Source organism: Chryseobacterium sp. GW821-FHT04C04 (assembly GCF_059420365.1).
In genome coordinates, this window is record NZ_JBWKTO010000002.1 from 414,408 (window position 1) to 438,594 (window position 24,187).

The 24,187-nt window shown below is 34.8% G+C and carries 20 protein-coding genes and 1 tRNA gene; 17 read left to right on the forward strand and 4 right to left on the reverse strand.

All coding sequences use genetic code 11. The features are described 5' to 3' along the window. Positions 1 to 4 precede the first annotated feature (4 nt). The 8 genes from AC07UM_RS08045 (at position 5) to AC07UM_RS08080 (ending at position 7,317) form a co-directional block, all read left to right on the forward strand. Positions 5 to 931 carry a homoserine kinase gene (locus tag AC07UM_RS08045; protein WP_494681990.1) on the forward strand — a complete coding sequence of 309 codons (927 nt, stop codon included), beginning with the start codon at positions 5 to 7 and terminating at the stop codon, positions 929 to 931. Positions 932 to 947: 16 nt separating this feature from the next. Beyond that, a complete protein-coding gene (gene thrC / locus AC07UM_RS08050; RefSeq protein ID WP_494681991.1) occupies positions 948 to 2,252 on the forward strand; it encodes a threonine synthase in 1,305 nt (434 codons plus the stop codon). Between the two features lie 4 nt (positions 2,253 to 2,256). Next, a complete protein-coding gene (gene folB, locus AC07UM_RS08055; protein WP_494681992.1) occupies positions 2,257 to 2,625 on the forward strand; it encodes a dihydroneopterin aldolase in 369 nt (122 codons plus the stop codon). 36 nt (positions 2,626 to 2,661) lie between these two features. Continuing rightward, positions 2,662 to 4,026, forward strand: coding sequence for a DUF4403 family protein (locus AC07UM_RS08060; protein ID WP_494681993.1), 1,365 nt, complete (start codon positions 2,662 to 2,664; stop codon positions 4,024 to 4,026). A gap of 42 nt (positions 4,027 to 4,068) precedes the next feature. Then, positions 4,069 to 4,578 carry an RDD family protein gene (locus tag AC07UM_RS08065; protein WP_494681994.1) on the forward strand — a complete coding sequence of 170 codons (510 nt, stop codon included), beginning with the start codon at positions 4,069 to 4,071 and terminating at the stop codon, positions 4,576 to 4,578. 58 nt (positions 4,579 to 4,636) lie between these two features. Then, positions 4,637 to 4,707 (forward strand) — tRNA-Cys (locus AC07UM_RS08070). A 374-nt stretch (positions 4,708 to 5,081) separates the two neighbouring features. Beyond that, positions 5,082 to 5,351, forward strand: coding sequence for a hypothetical protein (locus AC07UM_RS08075; RefSeq protein ID WP_103235382.1), 270 nt, complete (start codon positions 5,082 to 5,084; stop codon positions 5,349 to 5,351). A gap of 1,132 nt (positions 5,352 to 6,483) precedes the next feature. Further along, the gene (locus AC07UM_RS08080) at positions 6,484 to 7,317 is read left to right on the forward strand and encodes a glycosyltransferase family 2 protein (protein ID WP_494681995.1); all 834 of its coding nucleotides are present in this window, start codon (positions 6,484 to 6,486) and stop codon (positions 7,315 to 7,317) included. Between the two features lie 479 nt (positions 7,318 to 7,796). Here AC07UM_RS08080 and AC07UM_RS08085 read toward each other — a convergent pair whose 3' ends face one another. Continuing rightward, positions 7,797 to 8,237: a hypothetical protein gene (locus AC07UM_RS08085; protein WP_494681996.1), complete on the reverse strand. Its 441-nt coding sequence runs from the start codon at positions 8,235 to 8,237 to the stop codon at positions 7,797 to 7,799. 352 nt (positions 8,238 to 8,589) lie between these two features. On the opposite strand from AC07UM_RS08085, the gene AC07UM_RS08090 reads away from it, so the two are divergent. The 8 genes from AC07UM_RS08090 to AC07UM_RS08125 all read left to right on the forward strand — a co-directional run bounded on the left by AC07UM_RS08090 (position 8,590) and on the right by AC07UM_RS08125 (position 17,887). Continuing rightward, a complete protein-coding gene (locus AC07UM_RS08090; RefSeq protein WP_494681997.1) occupies positions 8,590 to 9,144 on the forward strand; it encodes a YMGG-like glycine zipper-containing protein in 555 nt (184 codons plus the stop codon). Positions 9,145 to 9,199: 55 nt separating this feature from the next. Further along, a complete protein-coding gene (locus tag AC07UM_RS08095; RefSeq protein WP_494681998.1) occupies positions 9,200 to 10,834 on the forward strand; it encodes an LIC_10190 family membrane protein in 1,635 nt (544 codons plus the stop codon). A gap of 50 nt (positions 10,835 to 10,884) precedes the next feature. Further along, a complete protein-coding gene (gene aroC / locus AC07UM_RS08100; RefSeq protein WP_103232664.1) occupies positions 10,885 to 11,955 on the forward strand; it encodes a chorismate synthase in 1,071 nt (356 codons plus the stop codon). 17 nt (positions 11,956 to 11,972) lie between these two features. Further along, the gene (locus AC07UM_RS08105; protein WP_494681999.1) at positions 11,973 to 12,536 is read left to right on the forward strand and encodes a thioredoxin family protein; all 564 of its coding nucleotides are present in this window, start codon (positions 11,973 to 11,975) and stop codon (positions 12,534 to 12,536) included. A gap of 9 nt (positions 12,537 to 12,545) precedes the next feature. Further along, positions 12,546 to 13,085 carry a TlpA family protein disulfide reductase gene (locus AC07UM_RS08110; RefSeq protein ID WP_494682000.1) on the forward strand — a complete coding sequence of 180 codons (540 nt, stop codon included), beginning with the start codon at positions 12,546 to 12,548 and terminating at the stop codon, positions 13,083 to 13,085. A gap of 83 nt (positions 13,086 to 13,168) precedes the next feature. Further along, positions 13,169 to 13,510, forward strand: a complete 342-nt coding sequence (locus AC07UM_RS08115) for a YkvA family protein (RefSeq protein ID WP_103232661.1) — start codon at positions 13,169 to 13,171, stop codon at positions 13,508 to 13,510. A 121-nt stretch (positions 13,511 to 13,631) separates the two neighbouring features. Then, positions 13,632 to 15,011: an orotidine-5'-phosphate decarboxylase gene (gene pyrF, locus AC07UM_RS08120; RefSeq protein ID WP_494682001.1), complete on the forward strand. Its 1,380-nt coding sequence runs from the start codon at positions 13,632 to 13,634 to the stop codon at positions 15,009 to 15,011. 53 nt (positions 15,012 to 15,064) lie between these two features. Next, positions 15,065 to 17,887, forward strand: a complete 2,823-nt coding sequence (locus AC07UM_RS08125) for a gluzincin family metallopeptidase (protein ID WP_494682002.1) — start codon at positions 15,065 to 15,067, stop codon at positions 17,885 to 17,887. Between the two features lie 163 nt (positions 17,888 to 18,050). Here AC07UM_RS08125 and AC07UM_RS08130 read toward each other — a convergent pair whose 3' ends face one another. The 3 genes from AC07UM_RS08130 to AC07UM_RS08140 all read right to left on the reverse strand — a co-directional run bounded on the left by AC07UM_RS08130 (position 18,051) and on the right by AC07UM_RS08140 (position 20,774). Further along, entirely contained in the window at positions 18,051 to 18,860 is an 810-nt protein-coding gene (locus tag AC07UM_RS08130) for a T9SS type A sorting domain-containing protein (RefSeq protein ID WP_494682003.1), read from the reverse strand. Between the two features lie 156 nt (positions 18,861 to 19,016). Next, on the reverse strand, positions 19,017 to 19,874 hold the full coding sequence (locus tag AC07UM_RS08135) for a lamin tail domain-containing protein (RefSeq protein WP_494682004.1): 858 nt from the start codon (positions 19,872 to 19,874) through the stop codon (positions 19,017 to 19,019). Positions 19,875 to 19,970: 96 nt separating this feature from the next. Next, positions 19,971 to 20,774: a T9SS type A sorting domain-containing protein gene (locus AC07UM_RS08140; protein ID WP_494682005.1), complete on the reverse strand. Its 804-nt coding sequence runs from the start codon at positions 20,772 to 20,774 to the stop codon at positions 19,971 to 19,973. 151 nt (positions 20,775 to 20,925) lie between these two features. Here AC07UM_RS08140 and AC07UM_RS08145 point away from each other — a divergent pair, with 151 nt between their 5' ends. Next, positions 20,926 to 24,153 carry a DUF8818 domain-containing protein gene (locus AC07UM_RS08145; protein ID WP_494682006.1) on the forward strand — a complete coding sequence of 1,076 codons (3,228 nt, stop codon included), beginning with the start codon at positions 20,926 to 20,928 and terminating at the stop codon, positions 24,151 to 24,153. Positions 24,154 to 24,187 lie beyond the last annotated feature (34 nt).

A 24,187-nucleotide genomic window follows, 5' to 3' on the forward strand; every position in this document is an offset into this window, starting at 1 on the left:
AATTATGAAAAAAGTAAAATTAAAAGTACCCGCTACTGTTGCCAATCTGGTCTGCGGCTTTGATATTTTAGGAATGGCAGTTCATGAGCCATACGATGAGATGGAATTCAGATTATTGGAAACTCCGGAAATTATTATAAAACATACTGACTCTTTTGGACTTCCTGAAGAACCTTCAAGGAATGTTGCCGGTATTGTCTTATTAAAAATTCAGGAATATTTTAATCTGAAAAACGGTTTTGAAGTCATTATCCATAAACATATAAAACCAGGAAGCGGGCTCGGCTCCAGTGCGGCAAGTGCCGCAGGAGCCGCCATTGGAGCCAATATATTATTAGGAAATAAGTTATCAAAGGATGAAATGATTCATTTTGCCATGTTTGGTGAAGAACTGGCTTCAGGAGTACGCCATGCCGATAATATAGCACCTTGTATCTATGGGGGAATTACATTGGTAAAATCAACGAATCCAATTGATATTATTCCGCTAAATAGTCCTGATTTATTTGTAACCGCTGTACACCCGCAGGTGGAAGTGAAAACTTCGGATGCAAGACAGATTTTAAAGAAAAATATCACATTGAAAAGTGCTGTTGAGCAATGGGGAAATATTGCAGGGTTGGTGGCAGGAATTCAGAAAAATGATTTTCCGTTGATTGGCAGAAGTCTCCACGATGTCATCATTGAGCCTATCCGAAGTATTCTGATTCCGAAATTCGACGAAATTAAAGAAAAAAGTCTGCAATTGGGGGCTTTGGGAGGCGGAATATCCGGTTCAGGACCATCTATTTTTATGTTGTCCGAACAAAACGAAACTGCAGAAAAAATCTCCCAAATGATGAAATCAGTCTATGATGAGATTGAAATAGAAAGCCTTGTCTATGTTTCAAAAATAAATCCGAAAGGCATTCAAATCGTTGGAGAAGCTTAACCTCAAAATAACAGAAATGAAATATTATAATTTAAAAGATTCTCTGGAAAAAGTTGATTTCAGAGAAGCAACCATAAAAGGTCAGGGAAAAGAGAAAGGATTATTTTTCCCTGAAAACATTCCTCAGTTTGACGATGAATTTATTCAAAATCTCCATCAGTATTCTAATGAAGAAATTGCGTACAAATGCATGAAAGATTTTGTGGGAGACGAAATTCCTTCAGAAATATTAAAAGAAATTGTTGCAGAAACCGTTAGTTTTGAAATTCCGCTGGTAAAGATCAGTGAGCAGATATCTATCCTGGAGCTGTTTCATGGCCCTACCCTAGCTTTTAAAGATATTGGAGCGAGATTCATGAGCCGCTGTCTCGCCTATTTTCTGAAAGATCAGCAAAAAAAGGTCACTGTTCTTGTAGCAACTTCCGGAGATACGGGAGGTGCTGTCGCCCATGGATTTTATAAAACGCCACAGATCAATGTAGTTATTCTGTATCCCAAAAACAGGGTAAGCCCGGTTCAGGAAAAACAACTGACCGCATTAGGAGAAAATATTTCTGCGCTGGAAGTAAACGGCAGTTTTGATGACTGTCAGAATCTTGTAAAACAGGCTTTTTCGGATGAAGAAATCAATAGTCAATTGTTTCTCACTTCTGCCAATTCTATTAATGTTGCGAGATGGCTTCCTCAACAGATTTATTATTTGATCGCATTAAAACAATGGATCATGCATCATAAAGAACAGCCTGTAATCTGTGTCCCAAGTGGAAATTTTGGAAATATCTGTGCCGGACTTCTAACTCATTTCAGAGGTTTGCCGGCCTGCCATTTTATCGCAGCCTGTAATGCCAACCACGTAGTTCCTGATTATTTTAAAACCGAAAATTATCAGCCACAAAAAGCAGTTCATACTCTATCCAATGCTATGGATGTGGGCAATCCAAGCAATTTCGTAAGGATTCTGGAGCTTTTCGGTCATCAGTTTGAAGTGTTGAAAAATAAAATATCAACCTACTCCATTGATGATCACAAAACAATGAAAACCATCACAGAAGTCTACAAGCAATACGGATATATTCTGGAGCCTCACAGTGCCGTTGCATTTGCTGCAATGGAAGAGTATCTGCAAGAAAACCCTGACCAAAAAGGGTTTATTCTGGGGACTGCTCATCCTGTGAAATTCCCCGATGCAGTAGAAAAAGCAATTAATGCCCAGATTAAAATTCCGGAATCATTGAATGAACTGATGAAAAAGGAGAAAAAAACTGTAGAAATAAATTCAGATTTTGAAGAATTAAGACGATTTTTGCTTGATAAAATCTGAAGCAATGAGCAAAATATATCTTGAAGATGTACGAATATATGCGTACCATGGCGTACTCCCTGAAGAAAACATTATCGGGACCTATTATATCCTGAACGTAGAACTTCATACCGATCTATGGAAAGCAGCAGAATCTGATGATCTGAATGATACCATAAGCTATGCAGATATTAATGATATTCTCCACAAGGAAATGAAAATAAAATCCCAATTGCTGGAACATGTAGCAGGGAGAATGATTTCAAAAATTCGCAATAGCTTTCCACAGATCGATTATATAAAATTAAAAATCACGAAAACAGCTCCACCCATGGAAGGAGAAATGAAAGGTGCCAGCATTGAGCTCGAAAAAAGCTTTAAACCGGAAAATTAAAATTCTTATTTTCGTTCATTAAAAAAAACATTCAAATTGAAATTCGTTAAAATATTATTTTTAGTAGCAGGAATCAGCACTTTTGGGCAGAACAGCGTTGATAATCAGCTGGCAAGTTATAACTTTCCAAAGATAAAGTCCAGTATTACTATGCCTGTGTCCATTCCCCTTTCGGAACTCAGTAATATGATTAATGCTTCTGTGAAAGATCTGGTTTATCAGGATGATTCTTATACAGACAACAACAATGATCAGTTTAAGGTGAAAGTTTGGAAAACCAGACCTATCCGTCTGGTAGGCGGAACCAGTCAGAATCTCTTAATTGAAGTTCCTTTAAAAATATGGGCAGAAAAAGGGATTGGTACTTTGGGAGTATATACATATCAGAATACCACTTTTGAAACGGTAATGTCATTCAATACAACCGTTACATTTAAAAATAACTGGACCATTACCACCAATACACAGCCCAACGGCTTCAGATGGGTGACCAAACCTGTTCTGGATTATGGAAGAATTCAGATTCCTATTACTTCCATCGTTGAAAAAAGCTTAAAAGAGCAACAGGAAAAATTCTGTAAAACAATAGATCAGCAAATGGCAGCACAATTGAATTTCCAGCAATATGCCTTAATGGCCTGGAATACTTTTCTGCAGCCTTTTAATATCTCGGAAGAATATAATACATGGTTGAAAGTAAGCCCCATGGCAGTCAATATTACTCCTCTGAAATTTTACGGAAATGAGATCAGTGCGATTCTTGGTGTTGATATTTATTCCGAAACTTTTACAGGAAGTAAGCCTGCCGCATCTTTACCGGTGACCAGCGTTGCTAACTTTAATACCGCTCCTACTGTTGCAGATAAGTTTATCTTACAAACCACCGCCAATATTCCTTTCACAGAAGCTAGTAATATGGCCAGAAAAACTTTCCTAAACAAGGAATTTGATGTCCGTGATTCTAAAGTGAAAGTAACGGATATCAGAGTATATGGCGTTGATAACAGAGTAGTCATTGAAGCTCAGACCGACGGTTACATAAAAGGAACTTCCATTATTTCCGGAATCCCTGTCTATGATGAAACGAAACGAAAAATTGTTTTATCGGAAACCAAATTCAAACTGAAAACTACCAATATTCTGCAGAAAACGGCCTCTCTCCTATTTCAGGGGAAAATCGTAAAAATGATTGAAGAAGAATATGGTATTCCAACTCAGGAAATGGAAGATGCTTCCAGAAAAAGTATTGAACAAGCCTTTAACAAAGAATATTATAAAGGTTTAAAGATGAACGGAAAAGTTTTTAATCTTAAGCCAAGTAAAATTCTCCTCAGCAATACGGGAATCACCGCCGTTATTGATACCAATGCTTCATTAAAACTATTGGTGAACGGATTTTAAAATTTTAAATAAAAAACAAAACTAAAAAACTAATAACCAACCATGAAAAAATATTTAGTCGTTGTAGATCGAAACAGATCCACAAAGTGGACGAGATTCGCCAACCTTATTATTGACAGAATAACAATCGCTATCTTCGTTTTTGCTTTTGGCTTTATTTCTTCTTTATTATACAAATTTTTCGGTATCGAATTTTTCGTGAGATTTATTTATAAAATGTCAGAAGTAAATAGATTTGTTGATATACTGATTAGCTCTGCAGTTTATTTCATCTACACCCTTCTCATTGAGTATTTTACTAAAGGTAGATCCGTAGGTAAGTATATTACAGGCACGAAAGTTATTTCTATTGATGGTACCGAGCCTACTTTTAATGATTATCTTATCAGAAATATTTCCAGAATTGTTCCTTTTGATGTGCTCTCTTTTTTAGGTGAAAATGGCTGGCATGACAAATGGAGCGAAACAAGAGTTATTAACATCAAAAATTATCAGGCTGAAATTCAAGCAAAAAGCGAAATCAACGATCTTGGGAAGAAAGAAATTGCCTAAAAACTTTTGTTCATAAATAAATTTTGCTATATTTGCACACCTCAAAAATGGTAAAAATGGTACTTTGGCCGAGCGGCTAGGCAGTGGTCTGCAACACCATCTACAGCGGTTCGAATCCGCTAGGTACCTCACAAAAAACCTCTAATTTATTTAGAGGTTTTTTTGTTTTCTATTTTTCCAATAGCTGACAAGAAGTACAGACATCTATTTCTTTTTTTGGATTACTATAAACTAATCACATGTATATTTTTATATTTGCAAAAAAAATCACCCTCGTATCTAATAAAGTATAACCATGTTTTTATCATTATCATCAACTCATATTATAATTTCGGCAATCATATTACTATTAATTGCCTTAGGCAGCATGTATGGCTTTTACATGTTAATAAAGTGTGCCGTTAAAAAAGGGATTAAAGAATCCAAAGAAAAATAATAGTCTCCGCCGGATTAAAGAACCCTTTAAAATAATTGTATATTAGTAAGACTAAAATCAAATATTGATGATACACTTTACTCCTGAAGAAAAAAGCTTACTATTAGCAGCAATGCAATATGAAAAAGAAATACAAGATAGGTCAGATGATGAAGAACTTGAATATGTAGAAGAAATAGAAGAGGAAATTCAAAGAGAAAATGTTTTTATTTCAAGAAGACAAATTGACTCACTCATCATTTATTTAGGATCCTTACTTGATAAAAAAGATCAATATAACAGCGGCGAAGTCCTGGCTTTAGAAAGCAAATTAGACGATTTATCCAACTTACCATAATCAATATCCTCACTATCCGGTGGGGATTTTTATTTTCAATATACATCTATCATCACAGATCACAGATCCCACATCGAACTCTCGCAAAAACATTCTTTGAAACAAGCTCTGCTATTTCAAAAAGACATGAATACCTACTATAAAATGTGATAAGCTAGAAAATTATTCTATTCAAAAATTGGATTGATCAGTTTGCATTGAGAAGCTGCATCATGTTGGGACAAAAAAAAAATCCTCGGAAATTCCGAGGATAAAAACTAATAACCATGAAAACTCAAATTAAACATGAGTTACATTTCTATATTGAAAAATCGTGCCAAGAATATTAATTTTTTGAAAAAAAAATAATTTATTCTTACAGCAGCAATTTCATCAATTCAGTATTTTAAACCGATTTTACTGATACTTTAAAAACCCATCATAATTACCTACAATAGTTTCAGATAAATCTAACACTCCGGCAAAAGTATTGAAAATAAATTAATTTACATTTTAATAAAATAAAATTAATATTCAAAGTCTAAAGTTTTTTTAATATTCACTCTGCCCATAAGAAACAGGATAAACTACAAATTGACATCCTTTCTTATTTACATCGATCCATTACATTAAATATCCTGTCAGCAATGAAAAAGAATATCAGCCGGAATAAAAAATAAATTTGAAACAACTATTTGATTTCAGACAACTCTTTGATGTATGAAATTATTTTTAAGATTCAATATTAAAAAAAGCCTCCAATAAATGGAGGCCTCAAAAAACACAAATGATGAAAAAAAATTTTATATCAGAGATAAAAATTATTTTATCTATTAATTTCTACCCAAATATATACCACTCTTTCTTCTTATTTTATGAGTATAATCATAAAATTATTATTTCTTTTCAATGAAGATTTTTCAGCCTATTGCTACCAATTCTCAAAAAAAGACAATAAACAGCGTTCACAAATTATTAACTATATAATTATTTACCAATATATCAACTATTTAATACCAATAAATAATAATTAACACACAGTTCATACCCATAACTTTCAAAATATAATAAAAAAATATCAGATGCACGATGATCAAGGGTATGTTTTTCACATATTTTATTTTATAATTTTACATAATTAATTCAAAATAACGTGATAAATTTTTCGGTACTTATAGCCAACTATAATAATGGAAAGTACTTTAAGGAATGTTATCATTCTTTAATCAATCAATCCTATGAAAACTGGGAGGTGATTATTATTGATGATGCTTCTACAGATAATTCAGTCGAGATTATAGAATCTTTGATCAAAAATGATTACCGTTTTAAACTCTACCATAATACAATCAATAAAGGCTGCGGCTTTACCAAAGCTGCATGCATGACCTATGCTCAGGGAGATTTGTGTGCTTTTCTGGATCCGGATGACGCTCTTTATCCGGAAGCCCTCGAAAAAGCAACTCAGGAATTCATCAGCAGAGATGATCTTGTAGCCGTTTATTCCCAGATGATGCTTTGTGATGAAAAACTTGTTCCTGAAAGAGTGTACGCCGGCACCAAGCAGATTTATAATAATCGGTATTTCTTTAACTGTCCTACTCAGTTTGCTCATTTCTTTATATTTAAGAAAGAAACTTATATAAGAACTTCGGGGATTAATCCTAATTTGAAAAATGCAGTAGACCAGGATCTGTATTTAAAAATACTGGAGCAGGGAGAGATAAAATACATCAAAGAACCTTTATATTTATATAGGCTTCATTCTAATGGAATTTCTCAGCAAACAGCAAAACAAAGTGCAAAAGAATCCTTTGCCAGAGTGATACATGATACAATGACAAGGCGGGGAATAAAAAAAATCAACAACCAGATTGTTCCGAAAGCTTTTACCAGTTCAGATGAGATTTATGAACTTCTTAATTACCAAATCAACAGAAAACACCGCATAATCAGTAAAATAAAGGCTACATTAGATAATATATAAAAAAAGGCTTCTCCTAACGGGAAGTCTTTTTTTGATAAAATAGCAAGGAAAATGTTCTTAGTATTAAAACGACCAGTATCCAAACATTTATTATAGGTGTAGAGACATAAATCCTGAAGTAAAAGAAACGGCCTCCTAACGGAGGCCTAAAAAACACAAATGATGAAAAAAATCTATTTAGAAAAATCTAAACAGAATATTGTAAAATCATTCAATATGAACTTTATTGTCCTATTTCTTTAGGGAGAAATAGGGTACATTATCGGAACAAAAGAATGAATATTCTTTATGAGAATAAAGCCGCATACTGAAGATTAAATTAATTTGAATAATTTTAATCAACAAATTGATGTATTAGTTTTTATTTAATATAAAAAATGTTTAATCAAAATAAAAACCACAAATAATCAACTATTGGCTAAAAAAATCTTCATTTTTGGAAAGCGTAAATGTAGCTAAATATTTTGGGGCTCACAAGTCTATTCTTCCCAAATGATCGGAATATATATGGTAATATATCCATCAGAATCTACCTGTGCATCAGAAACTGTAGCAACTACTGTTCCATAGCCTACCCAGCCTCCCTGCCCTTGCATAGCAGAAAAGGTGTAAGTTCCCGCGGGAAGACCATCATAATATTGTGGAACCGACTGAAACCCAACACTGTAATATGTATCGTACACTTCTCCGGTAGCCATGTTTTCAGCTAGAAAACTTCCTACGTCATAATTTCCTGAAAGAATTTTTGTTCCACTTTTTGAAAGAAGTCCGTACCGGATCTTATAAGTTTGAGCTTTTGGTGTAATATCAGATATTCCTGAACATGCTTTATTGGTTTCTACGACTTCCTTTGAGGAAAACGATGTTGCAACAGTCAGCAATCCAATAAATGCTGATACTGTAAAAATTGATTTTTTCATATTAAAAGTATTTGGTACTCAAAATTAATCAACTTATATGAATTCGATAAAAATTATTCATGAATTAAAATTTGAAAATGTTCATAATAAATTTTCGAAACAATTGACTAGCAATGAAAAAATTTTACTTAAAGAATCAATTTTTCATCTCTGACGAATTATTTAACATAAAACCAATTTTCAATACGAAACACATAGAATCCCCATAAACAATACAAAATTGACCGGTATTTAAAATTAATTCACTTTTCCTTTACCAAATTTAACACTCATTAACTAAAATTTGGCTTCATAATTGGAAATAAAACTAACATCAAAGTCGTTTCGGCTTTATCTTATTAAAATTTGAATTATGAGAAAGATAGTATTAGCAGGATTCTTATCCGTCTTATTAATGACGGCCTGCAAGAAAGATGACAGAACTGCCGAGAAATCACTGGAAGTACAGAAACTTGAATTTCAAGCTAAACAACTTGAAATAGAAAAGCAGAAACTAGCCATTGAAAAAGAAAAACTGGTATATGAAGCCCAGAAAAAAGCAGATAGTATATCAGAAAGCAAAAAAGCAAAAGCTACTGCTGAAAATAATTCAAAACCACAGGTAATCAGAGAGACAAGAACAGTATATAGAGACAGAAGCTCAAATTCCAATTCAGGAGGAAGCAGCAATGGAACTTATGCCAATAATGGAAACGGTACTTCACAAGCAACCACTAAGAAAAAAGGATGGAGTAAAGCTGCCAAAGGAACCGTCATTGGTACTGTAGGTGGGGCTGCTGCCGGAGCGCTTATCGCTAAGAAAAACAGAGGTCTTGGAGCTGTAATTGGTGGTGTTGTAGGTGGTGCGACCGGTTATACCATCGGTAGATCACAGGATAGAAAAGACGGAAGGGTACAACCTCGTTAATAAATATTTTTTCAATACAATATAAAGATTGCTTATTTTTAAGCAATCTTTTTTTATGTTATTGATTCTGTTTTCTTCCATTTTCATCATTCCAGTCTTAATGGGCTGGGGAGAAATCATGGGAAATATTTCCGGAATACTATATAAAGGAATCACTGGAAAAATCCTATCAGGAATCATGGGGATAAGCCTGGTATGGACTGTGATCTCTTTTTTCATTCCTTTAAATATCTATGTTGAAGTACCTTCTATCATATTGGGGTTATTCTTTTTCTTTAAAAATAAACTCTATCAGGAATTTGATACGTTTTCAAAGAAAGATTTCATATTAATGAGTGCTATAACTCTTATTATCATATTTGCAGGTTCATTTTACCCTTATATATTAGATCATTTCGGATACTATATTCCCACTATTCAATGGCTTACGGAATACGGACTCATAAGAGGAATTTCTAATGTAGACCTTACCTTAGGTCAGATGTCTATCTGGCATATTTTTCAGGCTGGATTCTCAAATTTTTCAGACCCGTTTTTAAGAATCAATGCTGTATTACTGATTATCTATACTTTTTATAGTATTGAAAGAAAAAATTGGATACACCTTTGTTTCCTCCCGATATTACTATTGTTTTCACAATCTCCAAGCCCCGACCTTCCCGTCATTATCTTCTCCCTAATTATTTTAAATGAAATTATAACCGGAAATAAGAAAACACCACTTCTTTTTGCTTTCTCAATTTTCGTTTTTACCATAAAGCCAACCATGATTTGGCTGCCTATATTGGTTTTCCTAAACGCCATTTTTATTTTAAAAGTAAGTTTTAAACAATTGCTTTTTGGGATTTCAATTTTATTATTGTTCTTCATTAAAAACATCTGGACATTCGGTTATCCAGTCTTTCCTGTAGCAATAGGTGATTTAGGAGTGCTTTGGAAGCCCAACCATGAAGTTTTAGAAACTTCTTCACAATTTGCAATTATGAAAACATATGACATGCAATACTCTTATGAGGAAATTCAGAAATTTTCAACTTCGGATCATATTAAAAACTGGTTTTTTCTTGAAGGGATCAAATCAAAAATCAATATTCTTTTTGTTCTGAGTTTAATTATTTTTTCAATATTCGCATGGATCAAAAAAAGAAGACTCATTACCCTCATCTGTATTTCATTGTTGATAAAAAGTATATTGATCCTGGCTTTTTCAGCCCAGTACAGGTTTTTTATAGATGTTTTTTTCGTGATATTCTTTGTCCTGTTTCACAAATATGTTAATGAAAAAAAATCTATTCTTGTTTTTTCGATGCTCAGTGTATTTCTTATTCCAATGATATCTTTTCCTGGACTTATCCAAAAATATATTCCAAGTTTCCGGGTAGGAAGCTTTATGACAAGATTTGAAAAAGAGCAGCTTTACCAGCCTTCAACTTATAAATATCAACAGTTTGACACATTCAAAGTAGGAAACTTTAAATTTAATGTTTCCCATAACTACCCTTATAGTTTTGATACTCCTCTTCCCGCTATCACCCCTTTCTATATTTTCGATGATGCTAAAGCAGGAATTTTCCCACAGCTTTCTGACAAAAATGATATCAAAAAAGGATTTATCTGGAAAAAAATGACTTTTGATGAAAAAAAGGAAGCGGAAAAAGTTATTAATAATATCAAAAACATTGATAAATAGAACAAATCCAGAAACTTTATTATCTGAAGAAAAATAGGTAATTTTGTATTATGTTCAACACATTAGGTAATCTTCTTAGTCTTACAACATTTGGAGAAAGTCACGGAGTGGCTTACGGCGGTATCATCAATAATTTTCCGGCAGGTTTAACGGTAGATCTCGATAAGGTTCAATATGAACTGAACCGAAGAAAGCCTGGCCAGTCGGCAATCGTTACACAAAGAAAAGAAAGTGACACAGTAAAGTTTCTTTCAGGAATCTTTGATGGAAAAACAACAGGTACCCCAATCGGTTTTATTATTGAAAACGAAAATCAGAAATCAAAAGATTATGACCATATTGCGGGAGCGTATCGTCCGAGTCATGCTGATTTTACTTATGACCAGAAGTTTGGTTTCAGAGATCATCGCGGCGGTGGAAAGTCTTCTGCAAGGGAAACGATGAACTGGGTAGTGGCAGGAGCTCTTGCAAAGCAGCTTTTATCAGACATTGAGATCAATGCTTACGTTTCTTCTGTAGGTGATATTTTCTGTGAAAAACCTTACCAGGCTTTAGATTTTTCTCAAACAGAAAGCAATGACGTTCGTTGTCCTGATGCTGAAACAGCTGAAAAGATGATTTCAAGAATCAAGGAGATCAAAAAAGAAGGCAATACGATCGGAGGAACAATCACCTGTGTGATTAAAAATGTTCCTGTGGGAATTGGTGAACCTATATTTTCAAAACTTCAGGCCGAACTTGCAAAAGCAATGCTGAATATCAATGCCTGCAAAGGTTTTGAATATGGAAGCGGTTTCTGTGGTGCCAAAATGACAGGAAAAGAGCACAATGATGCTTTCAATACAGATTTTACCACAAAATCTAATCTTTCAGGAGGTATACAGGGTGGTATTTCCAACGGAATGGATATCTATTTCCGTGTAGCTTTCAAGCCTGTGGCCACTATTCTGAGACCTCAGGACAGTATTGATAAGGAGGGAAATCCTGTGATCGTAGAAGGAAAAGGACGTCATGATCCTTGTGTAGTTCCAAGAGCAGTTCCTGTAGTGGAAAGTCTTGCTGCATTTGTATTGGCAGACCTGTTTTTGATCAACAAAACAAGAAATATCAATAATTTTTAACATAAATATTTTTGGTAATGAAAAATTACTGGGATAAAGGAATTTCCTTTGAAGAATATCTTCAAATCGCAAAAAAAAGATTAGAGACCCCTGCCAACCAGCAGGAGGCTGATTATAAACAATATTATGAACTGGGTCTTCAGAGAATGGACAGAACGGTAAAAAAATACGTTCCGGATGAAGATCAGCTGAAAGAACTGGCTGCCAAAAATTTTGACGGAAAGATTTTAATCATTTCTGAAGCATGGTGTGGAGATGCAAGCGCAACAGTGCCTGCACTTTTCAGGTTTTTTGAAGGAAATAATGAAGTAAGAGTTTTCCTGAGAGACAGCGATAAAAGCCTAATTAATCAGTTTTTGACCAACGGTACGGAATCTATTCCTAAAGTACTTATTCTGGATAAAGACCTGAATGTAAAAAATTCATGGGGTCCGCGTCCGAAATATGGATATGAACTCCTGATGAAATATAAAGCAGATCCTGAAGCCTATCCAAAAGATATGTTCTATAATGATCTGCAGATATATTATGCCAAAAACAGAGGGAAAGATGCTGTTCAGGAAATTGTAGATCTGCTATAAAAAAGAGATATGAAAAAAAATATCATTTATGTTATATTAATTGTTGTTATCGGTATCGTTGCTTTCGTTCCGGGAATAAGGAATTTCCTGAAGGATACGTTTTTACCGGTCGCAACTATTGAAAACGCTGTTCATATCAGTGAAGAGGATTACGATATAGAGCTTAAAGGGATCAATGTTCCCAGCACCAACCTTAAAAACTTTAAGGACAAAGGAGTTTTTCTTAACTTCTGGGGAACCTGGTGTCCTCCATGCAGAAAAGAATGGCCTTCCATTCAGAAACTGTATGATTCCCGAAAAGACAATGTAGATTTTGTCCTGATTGCTATGAATGATAAAGAAGAGGATGTAAGAAAATTCTTGAAGGAGAATAATTACAGCGTTCCTGTATATATTGCTCAAAGTCCGATTTCTGAGAAAATTCTTCCCAAAGTATTTCCTACGACTTTCCTTTTGGATAAGAACGGCAGAATCCTTATTAAAGAAGATGCTACAAAAGATTGGAACACAGAGACTGTGCATCAGTTCATTGACAATATCATCAAATAATATTTTAACTAAATTTTATAATTTGTTGGTACAGGATTTGTGAAATTAATAGCGTTGAAAAGTTTATTAAATCCAAACACAAAATGAAATATTCAAAATTAAATCTTGCAAAAGAAGCCATCAATCACAAGGGCTTCATAAAAAAGATCCCTGATATTTTCAGAATGGTCAAAATGTGGAGAAAAGGAGTTTATCCCATGAAATCCATAGACATTATTCTTCCTCTACTGGGAATTTTATATGTGCTCTCCCCTATTGACCTGCTTCCTGAATTTGTTATCCCGGTACTTGGAGTCATGGACGACCTGGCAGTATTGTCACTGACGATTCCTAAGCTCATCAAAGAGGTTGACAAATTTTTATTATGGGAAGCCGAACGAAGATACAGCGGTGCTCAAGTCATTGATGCAGAAATCGTAAAATAACAGTTTATTATATTTTTCACACCATCCTGGTCAATCCGGGGTGGTTTTTTATTTACAAATGAGCGATAAATTTTTAAGCCTTATTTCAATTCCTTAAATTTGCAATATCTAATAAAAAATAATGGAAAGTAAAAAAGAATTCTTTTTAGAGTGCTACAAGCTAGGCATCATCAAATTTGGAAGATTCACCTTAAAAAGTGGTATCGAAAGTCCTTTTTATGTAGACTTAAGACCTTTGGCTTCAGATCCTAAAATTTTAAAAAATCTTGCTAATTATTTATTGGAAATGCTTCCATTGGATAATTTTGATTTAATCTGTGGAGTTCCTTATGCTGCTCTTCCTATGGCTACTGCCATGTCTCTGGAAAGCTACATTCCATTAATTATTAAAAGAAAAGAAGCGAAAAGCTACGGTACGAAAAAACTGATTGAAGGAATTTACCAGAAAGGGCAGAACTGTCTTTTGGTAGAAGATGTGATCACATCAGGAAAGTCTTTGCTGGAAACCATTCCAGAAATAGAACAGGAAGATCTTAAGGTTTCTGACATTGTGGTGGTATTGGACAGAGAGCAAGGTGGAAAACAGTTGTTAGAAAGCAAAGGTTATAGAGTACACACTCTTTTCAATATTTCCGAAGTGTGTAATATTCTTCAGGAAACAGGTGAATTATCGGATGAAGAAGTAAAAAGAATTCAGGATTTCCTTCAGGGGAACCATATTCAGTTCGAAGAAGAAACAAGAACTTCTTATGAGCAAAAACTTCAAAATGCGCAGCACTCAGTTTCAAAGAAGTTGCTGGAAGCAGCGTTAGCAAAAAAATCAAATCTTATTGCTTCTGCAGATGTAACCACTACTCAGGAGTTGTTGGAACTGGCTGAAAAAGTAGGTCCACATATCGTTGCTTTAAAAACGCATATTGACATTATTTCTGATTTTGAATACGAAAAAACAATCACCCCTTTAAAAGCAATTGCTGCAAAACACCAGTTCTTATTAATGGAAGACAGAAAATTTGCTGATATTGGAAACACTCAGGAACTTCAGTTCACAAGCGGAGTTTTCAAAATTACAGATTGGGCAGATTTCGTAACGTCTCAGGTGATCGGAGGTTTTGAATCCTTAGACTGTTTCAATAATGTAGGGGTAGTAGCCATCGTTGGAATGTCTTCTAAAGGAGCATTAACAACTGCAAGCTATCGTGAGGAAGCTTTAAAAATAGCTTTATCTCATCCTAATGTAATTGGTGGTGTATCTCAGAATAAAATTCCTGAAGAGCTTTTATTATTCACTCCAGGAGTAAATATTGCAGATTCCGGAGATGGTAAAGGACAGCAATACAATACACCGGAACATGTTTTCAAAACACTTCATACAGATTTTATTATTGTAGGAAGAGGAATTTATAAATCTGATAATCCAGAAGCATCTGCAATCACTTACAAGACAGAGGGATGGAATGCGTATATTAATTCTTTGGAAAAAAAAGCAATTCAGGGTTAAAATCCTATAAAGTGTATACAAAATAAGTTATATTTGGTCTTTATCACGGATATTTGAAAAAGATCAGCATTTGCCTTATTTTGTTCTGGGGAGTTGTACAGGTTTCTGCACAGACAGACAGTATATATATTGAAGCTAAACTGTCTCCTGACAAAAAGAACCTTGATGTCAGTCAGGAAATTGTTTATTACAATCATTCTGAAAAAGACCTGCAGACCATAAAACTCTTGAATTGGGTTTCCGCTTACAATAAACGCGGAACTTCTTTAGTCTACAGAAAACTGGAAGACCGAAATAATGATTTGCATTTTGCAAAAAGCAATCAATTGGGAAAACTTCTTGAACTGAATATTAAAAATTCTGAAAACGAAGCTATTCCTGTTACTACCCTCTCAGACGAAAATCTTTTTATTCCTCTGAAAAATGTATTAAAACCTGGCGAAAGCGTCACTTTACAGTTGCAATACCGGATGCAGCTTCCCGATAAAACATTTACGGGATACGGGACATCCGCTCAGAATACTGTATTAAAATATTTCTTTATTGTTCCGGATCATTTTGATCCGGACAATATTTCGAAAAGAAACTACCATGACATTGAAGAACAGGTAAGCTTCAATACTTTCTGGACTATAAACTTTGATGTCCCTGTCAATAATTTTGTTGAAGGTAATCTTCCACAGACTCAGATGAATTCATTCAGGGGTTCTCTGGATTCTGATCCCGAGTTTTTAATTTCGCCTACTGGCTATCCTTCCATAAAAACCAATGTTGATGGATCTGAAACTGAAATTAAGTTTGGATACAATCTGAAGCCGGAAGAAAAACAAAATCTGGAATTTTATCTTCCTTTGCACTTAAAGTTCCTCAAAGAGAGACTCGGTTTTCTTCCGAAGAGTATTTTTATTTCTGATAAATTCAGGGCTAAAGAAGACTTTTTCGGAAATAATGATATTACGTTCCTGAAATTCAGATTCCAGCTATTTACGAATGCTGAAAAGACCGATCTGGATTATTTTGGAATCATTGCCAAGAAAATTCTTGATGAAAACGTTATCGTTGATAAGGAAAAAGACCATTGGTTCAAAAATGGTTTAAAATCCTACCTGGAAATTCAGTATCTGAAAAAATTCTATGCCGACAGCAAACTTTTAGGTACACTTCCTGAGACTAAAATATTTGGGATCAAACCTTTAAAATTATTCCACGCATCCAAAGTAAAACTGTTGGACCGTTACGGACTTTCCTATCAGTATATCATGCTGCAGAACCTCGATCAAAAGATTGACGAGCACTTTCCTGTTTTGAGTAACTTCAATGACATGGCTATCAGCAGCTTTGAAACAGGAAGCCTTTTTAATTATTCGGCAGATAAAATGGGATATGAGCACTTCAATGATATTGTAAAAAATTATATTTCTCAGAATTCCGGAAAAAAAATTAATCCTGATGAATTTCTGAAGTCTCTTTCTGAAAAGAACAAGTCAACGGCTTATCTTTCCAACTTTTTCAAACAGAAAAACAGGGTTGATTTTAGGCTAAAGAATATTAGAAAAGAAAACGATTCTCTTCAGATAAGAATTGCGAAAAATACCGATGTTTCCATTCCTGTAAAATTGGAAACGGAAACTAAAGAAGGGGAAAAGAAGGCTTATTGGATAGATACTGAAGAAAATCAGCACATCACCACCGTATCTCTTCCTGCTTCAGATAACATTTATAAAGTCACGCTAAACAGTGGATATATTTTCCCCGAATCCAATTACAGGGATAACTTTTTGTATGCGAAAGGAATATTTTCCAATGCAAAAAAAATTAAGCTTAAATTAATAAAAGATATTCCGAATCCGGAATACAATGAAATTTATATTAGCCCAAGAGTACGTTTCAACAATACGTATGATAAATTTCTCCTGGGAGTTAATTTAAAAAATCAATCTTTCTTTGACCAAAAATTCCTGTATTCGGTTACACCGACTTATAGTACGGGAACAGGAAAGCTTACAGGTTCAGGGGCAGTTTCCTACTCTTTTCTTCCCGCTGAAAGTATTATCAGAAGCTTAACATTTGGTGTTTCCGGTTCTTATTTTCATTATGATTATGGGTTGGCCTACAGAAAAAGTTCTATTGCGTCAAGTATCAATTTCAGAAAAAATCCGAGAAGTACAGTAAGCAGAAGCGTAGGTATTTCATATAATTATTTTGAAAGAGATCTTAGCCCCTTGATGATTGCTAATAACGATTACAGTAAATATAATCTCTGGAGTATTGGATATGGCTATAGTGACAGCCAGATGATTCATGAAAAAAGTTTCAGTCTGAGCGCTCAGGGAATGGAAGACTTCAACAAAATAACAGCTGAAGGCTTCTACAGATGGGAATTTGCACCTAAACAAAAGCTGAGCTTACGTTTATTTGCAGGATATTTCATGAGAAACGATACCCGAAACAATCTTTTTGACTATGGGATTTCCAGGGTTTCAAACTACTCATTCTCTTATACCCTTTTGGGAGAAAGTGCCAGCAGCGGACTTCTTTCACAACAGTTTATATTAGCAGATGGTGGTTTCAAATCTTTTCTCCCGGGAACTGTCAACCAATGGATTACTTCTGCCAATGTAGATTCCAGTATCTGGAAAATATTCCATGTGTATGCTGATGCCGGAGTGTATAAAAATAAAGATCTTCCTGCCAAATTCATATGGGATACGGGAGTTAAGGTAAGAATTATCCCGGATTTCCTGGAAGTTTATTTCCCAATACAGTCTTCTTTAGGATTTGAGCCTTCCTTTAAAGATTATGGAAAACGGATCAGATATACCCTGATTCTTAATCTGGGATCAATTATCAATGCTGCAAGAAGAGGCTGGTATTAAGATTCTGGAAAACAAAAAAAGATGGTTTCAAAAGTCAAATAATTTGGCTTTCGTCATTCTGACGAAGGAAGAATCTTATTTGTAGTCAAGCTCATAAGATTCTTCACTATATTTCATTTCGTTCAGAATGACATTTTTGAAAGAAGCTATTTTTTATTAAAAACTAATCTTTTATAATTTTCTGTGAAATCGGAATATTATTGATCGTTCCGGTCACAATATAAGTTCCTTTGGGAAGCTCTGCAATATCAAGACTTGAGGCTAGTTTTGTAGGTGATTTTTTGACAACCTGTCTGTAGGTATCATATACTTTCACATCTTTCACCTCGGTACCGAAGACAATTCTACTGTCTTTTATAAAGGGATTTTGTACAAACCCGGATTTCACACTGCCTTCCAGGGAAAAGTCAGCCATATTATTATCACTCCCTACTAATGTTCTTTTTATAGCGGTGGTGGTCGTTGGAGAAGGAGCTGGTCCATCTCCTTTAAATTGATCGGCATTGGATCCGTATCCCACAAAGTCCAGTACATTGGATGCAGAGGGTCCTGCTACCTGCACTATATTTCCAGCTAAAGCAATTTTTCCGGATATACTGGAGATTCTTAACCCGGAAGATTTGTTAGGAGTTCCGTCAAAATTAGTGATTGTCGTCGCAATAAAATCGGGTGTAGGCAAATTTTCAGTACCTCCATCAATTGCTGACTCCTGAATCAAATATGTTTCGTCCGGTCCCAAAGTAAAGTCTGGTAATGTATGATATTCGGTAAAAGCACCTATCGCTGGTGCATATTGTATGCTCGCCCCTGTCAAAGAAACCAAATTGGTTCCTATATTTTTAAGAACAATATAATTATTTTTCAACACTGCCCCTGAATTAGCATTCCCTCCATAAATTTCGTTGATCACAATCTGAGCATTTGAAAAAGAGGTTAACAAAAGAAGTCCGGCAAGAGTAAAGATTTTTTTCATCGTATTAATTTTTAGAAATGGATTTGTGATAAAAATATCAAAAATAATACCACCAAATTAAGAAATAAAGGCCATACAAAAATCTAAAATCACTAAATAATCGCATAAAAAAGCCGCTTCTGTGAAGCGGCTCCTTGTATTTTTATCTAAAAGAAATTAGTCTTTAAGAACTTTTTGAGATATCGGTTGGTTATTTACTGTACCTGTTACGATATAGTTACCTTTTGCTAGCTCAGCAACGCTTACAGCTCCGTTTTGTTTTACAGAAGCTTCTTTTACAAGCTGCCCGAACATATTGAAAACTTTTACGTCTTTTACATCAGATCCGAAAACGATCTCGTTGTTTTTAACGAAAGAGTTTTTGATGAAGCTTCCTACTTTGACAGATTTGGCATCTGAAGTACCTAAACTTGCACAAACATTAGTAGCAGAACTAGAATTTAGTGGTGTTGCAAGTGCCAAAACAAAGTCTGCACCGTTATCATCTGTATCTGTACAACCTCCATTTGCTCTTAAAAGAGCATTTGTTGCTGTTCCTGCTGGAGCCGTAGCAGACCCTTCTTTCGCATTAGCCGTTCCCATTCCCACAAAATCAATAGCACCAACAGGAGCCGCTCCATTAATTGTAGTACTATTATTCATTAAAGCTACCTTACCATTTGCTCCCATATTAATTCCGGCTGTTCCCCCATCAAAATCAGGAGTAGGTAATGCAGCACCTGTATTAATGTTAGCAGTAGCAAGAGCTACCAAGTAATAAGAATATGGGGCTATAGCTCCTGAAGTAATTGTTGCTTTTCCAGACCAAGCTCCGCTATTTGCGGCAGCTGCATATTGTATAGACCATCCGGAAATATCTACTGATGAACTTGTTTTATTAAATAAAACCACATAATCTCTGTTATAGTTAGCACCACTGTTACCACCACCAACATAAATTTGTGCAATACTTACTTGAGCGTTCATCAATACTGAAGCACAAGCAATTCCTAAAATAGTAAAGATCTTTTTCATGAAAATAATTTTTTTTTAATACTTCGTAAAACTACAAAAAAAAACGCTATTCAATTTGAATAGCGCTATATATTTAACAATTAGTTAATTAACCAATTATTTTTTAATTATCTTCTCCGAAACAAATTTACCGTTTACAGTTCCCGTTACAATGTAAGTTCCTTCTTTAAGATCAGAAACATTCAAAGATTGGTTTTCAGAAACAGTTGCTGTTTTTACAACCTGGCCAGCAATGTTGAAGATTTTAACATCAGATTTAGTTCCGAAAGTGATATCATTGTTTACAACCGTATTTTTAACGAAACCGTTTTTAGACTTGTTTATATTAGAAGTTGCTAACGTTGCAGCATTACCTGTTATTTTGATATCGTCTATTCTCATTTGAGGTGGATTAGTACTAGGGAAAGCAGATGTATCAAATTTCACATATAAATTAGAGGTTGCAGGAATAGCTCCTGTTGTATTGATTAATGCCCAGATTGCTGTACCGGCTCCTGAAGGTCTTGTGTACGTTAGAGGGGTCCAATTTGTACCATCAGTACTTACAGAAACAGCAAGTTCAGTACTTGCAGCACTAGAACTTTTAAAGTGCCCGAATGATAGTTGAATATCTGAATATCCCGATGTATTAATACCATTAATAATAAATGTATCAGATGATGCATTAAATAAAATATTACCGGTTCCTGATGCTCCAGCATATCCAGAAGAAGTAGTAGTATTCCTAACATCACTTGTTCCGGTATAAACGATTGGTGAAGAATTCTGCCATCCTGCATAAGCCGTAATTAATGGTGCTGATGAACTACCTGCTCCCATGTTTTCAGAATAAATTGTACTTTGTGCAAATGCAGAAATTGCTAAAGCAGCAGTCGCTACTAACGAATAAAGTTTTTTCATGATTTAAAAATTTTCTGTTATTAATAATTTCGGGGGCTAAATTACGTTGATTTTTCGCGACTTCACAATATTTGGATTAAATTTCTGTTAATAATTCTAAACACCTTAGTATTAACATTTTTTAGCTATTTTTACCAATTATTTTCAGGACTTGCGGAATTTTATTCTTCTATTCGTTTTATTTTTTTTAGGCATATTTTCAGGAAATGCTCAGGTATTTTCATGGAAAAACCCCAACATTCCTGAAGACAGCATTAAAAGAGACAGCATTCTCGCTGCAAGGCTGGAACAGGACATCTTCGCAAAAGATACTCTTGATTTCATAAGAACTCACAACAAGATCGTTATTGATGAAGCTGTATTGGCAAAAAACGATAAAAAGAGATTTTTAGGAGAACTTAATTCAAAAGGTTCTATTATCCGTGGGATCACTTTTGGAAATAATCAGGGACAGTCTGTACAGAGTTCTATGGACCTTCAGATCTCAGGGAGATTATCAAAAGATGTGACTATTTTAGCCAGTATTTCAGATCATAACCTTCCTATTCAGGCTGACGGATATACCCAAACTTTGGAAGAGTTTGACAAGATCTACATGCAGCTTAATATTAAAGAAAAGTCTATCCTCAGAGCAGGACACCTTGATCTTGTAGAAGCTAAAAATTATTTTGCAAAATACCAGAGAAGGAGTATGGGGCTTCAGTTCCAGACAGAATTCGGGAAGGAAAATAAAACATTTGTAGATATTTCTGCGGGTGTTGCACGAAGTGAATTTCACCGAATCCGTTTCCAGGGGGTTGAGGGTAACCAGGGACCTTATCGTCTGACGGGTAAGAACGGAGAACAGTTTATTACTTTGATCTCAGGTTCTGAACAGGTTTTCATTGATGGGATCTTAATGAAGCGTGGAGAAAACCAGGATTATATCATCAACTATAATACGGGTGAGGTTACCTTTACCAGTTTCCGTCCTATTTTCCAGCAGAATTTCATCACGATTTCGTATAACTATGCCAATAGAAATTATTCAAGGTATTTATTTACAGGAAAGCTTGAACATCAGAGAGAAAGATTCAAGGTGGGACTTAACTGGTTCATGGAAAATGACAACAAAAATGCACCGCTTTCTTTAAGTCTTTCCAAAGAAGATGAGCAGATTCTTGCTGATGCTGGAAACAATCCTGATCTCATGTATGCACCATCGGGAGTGGTCACCGAGTATGATGTCAATAAAATTTTATATAAATTAAACACAGCCGGAAATTTCTACGAGTTTTCTACTGATCCTAGTTTAACCCTTTATCAGGTTTCTTTTACTTATTTTGGGGCTAATCTTGGGGATTATAAAATAGCACAGACGACCAATAACGGACGTGTTTTCCAATATGTAGGCCCCAATGCGGGAGACTACAGAGCGGTAAGAAAACTTCCTTCCCCTCAGAAATCACAGGTATATTCTGTGAATTCTGAGTATTTATTGAATGAAGGTAAGATAGGGGCTGATATTTCCCTGAGTAATTATGATGTCAATTTATTTTCGTCAAAAGATTCTGATCAGAATATGGGGTATGCATGGCGGATCTTCGGGAATAAGAGTTTTACAAAGAATGCATGGAAAGGAACTCCAAGTTTTGAATATCAATACATCGACAAACAGTTTCATATTCTGGACCGTATCAACGATGTAGAATTCTCCAGAGATTTTAACCTTGCACAGGAATTTAATAAAAAGACTCAAAACAGATTTATTTTCAGTTTCCTGAATAAATGGAATAATAAATCTACTTTAAATTATCGTGTCAATTATTTGAACGAGCAAAATTCTTACAAAGGACTTAAAAATGACTTAGATTTCGGCTGGATCACAGGAAAATTCTTTACCAAAGGGAATTTATCCTACCTGAGTACCAATGCAACCTTACAGGACACTAAATTCATCCGTGGAGGAGCTTCAACTGAGTTTACCGGTAAAAAAGGAAGCTGGACTATTGGAGGAAGTATGGAGCATAATGAGAAAAAATACAATGACACTCAACTTATGGATGTTACGAGTTTCAGCTGGAAAGAGCTCTTTTTGCAAAAGAAAATCGGTGACAGTACTAGAACAAAGTTATTGGCAAAAGTATACATGCGAGATAACGACTCTGTGCGTGACAACAGACTTCAGAATATGAACAATATTTTGGGAATCATGGCGGAGAGCCAGATCATCAAAACAGAAAGAACTACTTTAAATGCTTTAATCCATTACAGAAAATTCTTCTACTCTGGTCCGGAAGGTAATGTAACCCGAAATAATGACTTCGTTGTTGGAAATATCCTTTACAATCAACAGCTTTTTAGAAACGGGATGCGTCTTCAGGCTTTCTATGAGCTTGGAAACGGACAGGAAGCACAAAGGGAATTCCAGTACATCAAAGTTACAGACGGACAGGGAGTTTATAAATGGACGGATTATAACGGAGATGGTATTCAGCAGCTGGACGAATTTGAAATTGCCGAATATTCCGATCTTGCACAATATATTCGTGTCTACACCAATTCTGTAAGGTATATTCCTTCCAATAAAAATAAAATACAGTTGGCTTTATTTGTAAATCCAGCTATTGTTTTCAATTCAGAGAATGGATTTCTAAAACGCTGGAATTTCAATATTTCATTAAATTCTCAAAACTCATTCTATAAAAAAGATAAAGTTCTTGTGCTGAATCCTTTTGAAAAGAACAGTGATCAGATCCTTAAAAATCAGAATATCCTGGCTTCCGTACAGTTTAATCCGACTGATAAATCAGGATGGAACGGAAACTACAGACTCATCACAAATGATAACCTTATTAATGCCAATTTCAGTAATGAAGAGCGTGAGCAGGTTTCTCATTTTCTGAATGTCGGATATTGGTTCAATAAAGAATTCAGGGTCGACTGGGAAAATTCTGTTCATGATATCAAAAACTCTTCACAATTATTTGCGACAAGGGATTATCGTCTTAATAATTTTGAAACTAAACCTAAGGCGACATATAAATTTACAGATGCTATTCAGGCAGAATTGTCTTCTGCTTTCCGTCAGAAACAAAGATTAGATGGTGAAGAACTTCTTAAAGCTTTTGATGTTACAGGAACGATCCAATGGGAGCGTAGAAAGACTTCCATCCGTGGAAACTTCTCGTTCATCAGCAATAATTTTACAGGAAATAATTTCAGTATTGTAGGAAACCAGATGCTGGATGGTCTGAAGCCTGGAAAAAACCAGGTATGGAGTGTATTTATTCAACAAGCCATCAACTCGTTTATCCAATTGAATCTTAATTACGAAGGAAGAAATTCAGGTGAACGAACAATTCACATTGGAAGTATGCAGGTAAAGGCAAGTTTCTAACAGTAATGATTACTTTTTTAAATAAAAAATCCCC